At 67.7% G+C, this 1,886-nt stretch carries 2 protein-coding genes; one reads left to right on the top strand and one right to left on the bottom strand.

Going from position 1 to position 1,886, the window contains the following annotated elements:
- Window positions 1–38 precede the first annotated feature (38 nt).
- Window positions 39–1,322 carry an MFS transporter gene (locus tag HUK84_RS16625; protein WP_317135303.1) on the bottom strand — a complete coding sequence of 428 codons (1,284 nt, stop codon included), beginning with the start codon at window positions 1,320–1,322 and terminating at the stop codon, window positions 39–41.
- 305 nt (window positions 1,323–1,627) lie between these two features.
- Here HUK84_RS16625 and HUK84_RS16620 point away from each other — a divergent pair.
- Window positions 1,628–1,886, top strand: a 259-nt coding sequence (locus HUK84_RS16620; RefSeq protein WP_218064428.1) for a hypothetical protein, incomplete at its 3' end; no start/stop codon positions are given.

Here is a 1,886-nt window from a genome sequence, read left to right as displayed (position 1 = left end):
CGGCACCAGCGCCGCGAACGCCCCCGCATCGCCGCCCGTCATCGTTCCAACTCGCCGTCCATGCGCGCGCCCGGCAGATGGCGGGGGCGATAGGCCACCACCCCGGCCACCAGCACGGTACCCACCAGTACGCTGCTCTCGATGGCCTGGACCAGGCCATGCGTGGCGCTGAACCACGGAATCCAGAATCCCGCCAGCCCCTGGCCCAGCGCCGCGACGGCATAGCTCGTGCCCATGCCCAGCGACCGGCTGTCGGACGCGAAACGCTGCGACAGGTAATGCGGCACCAGCGCGAACACGCTGTTGCCGAACGCCCCGACCACGAACGCGCTCGCCAGCATCGCCTCCATGGTGCGCGCGGTGACGAACGGCACGATCACCAGCATCGTCACGATGAAATAGGCACCGAACACCACGCGTTCGCCCAGCCGGCCGGCCAGCGCGCCGCACAGCGGCTTGCCCAGCAACGACCCCACGCAATAGGCCGCGATCAGCGGAAAGACCTGCCCCGGCGTCAGGTGGCGCACCGTCCGCAGCAAGGTCGGATAGAAACTGTACAGCGCGGCATTCTGGAACTGCAGCACCGCCATGAACAGCAGCGCCTGCACCGCCGCGCCGTCCAGCCGGAACATCCAGCGCCGCGGCGCGGCGTGCCGTGTCGGGGAAGATGCCCGCGCGGCCTGCAATTTCAGCCAGACCGGGCTCTCCGCCACGTTGCGGCGGATGAAGATCGCCAGCAGCGCCGGCGCGATCCCGATCAGGAACAGCCCCCGCCATCCCCAGCGCGGCAGGATGACCGCCTGTGCCGCGGCCGCGGCGAAGAACCCGCACTCATATCCCGCCATCATGATGGACGATGCCAGCGACCGCGCGCGCGGCGGCACGCTTTCCATCAGCAGCGCGGCCGACGCGGTCCATTCGCCGCCGAAACCGATGCCGAACAGGAACTGCACCACCACCATCGCGGCATAGCTCCAGGCCAGCGCCGTCATGCCGGAAAACACCGCGAACCAGATCACCCCGATCATGAAGGTCAGCTTGCGGCCATAGCGGTCGGCCAGCCAGCCCCAGCCGGTATTGCCGAGAATCCGCCCGACGCTCTGGGCGGTGATGATCAGCCCCATCGCCGTCAGGCCGGCATTCAGGCTGCGCCCCATGTCCGGCAGGCACAGCAGCAGGGCCACCTGGTCGAACGCATCCAGAAACCAGCCCAGAAATGCCGCGATCGTCACCCGCCAGTACGGCATCAGCAATCGCACGGGACTCGCAAGCGTCTCATCCGCGTCCAGCGCGGACGGTATGGCGGTGCCTTGTGTCAGCACGTCTTGTTCTCCTGCCGCCAGGCTTTTCGTTATTCTTTATTCTTGCGCCGGAGTCCTGTATCGGATCTCGGCATCGGTCCCGCATCTGGCGTGGCTCCAGATGTACGGGCCGCTCCCACAGTCCGGCAACAGCAATTCGTTCCACCGCACGTCACGATATGGTGCATCGCCCATAATATGGGTTCGCCATGGATTCGCCGGCCGCCGATATCCCCCGGGCATCCCAGGATCGTTCCCAAACCATTCCCAAGCCATCTCAAGATCGCGCCCTGGTCCGCGCCGCGCGAATATGCTTACGATTCCGCATGAGCAACGATATGCCGATCACCCGCCTGACCGTTCCCCCGCTGCACGCCGTCACCCGCGACCTGGCCGCGACCGCCGGTGGCGGCAGGGCGCCCGATCTGGTCATCACCGGCGCGCGCATCCTGTCGACCTATTCCGACCGGATCCTGTCCGACCGCGAGATCTGGATCGCCCACGGCCGCATCGCCGCCGTCAAGCCCGCCGGAAGCTGGCGACGCCTCACCGCCGCCCCCGCGCAGCTCTACGTCGCGCGCGGCG

The organism is Nguyenibacter vanlangensis (assembly GCF_013376155.1).
Classification (GTDB): domain Bacteria; phylum Pseudomonadota; class Alphaproteobacteria; order Acetobacterales; family Acetobacteraceae; genus Gluconacetobacter; species Gluconacetobacter vanlangensis.
This window is presented reverse-complemented; position numbering and strand designations above follow the sequence as displayed.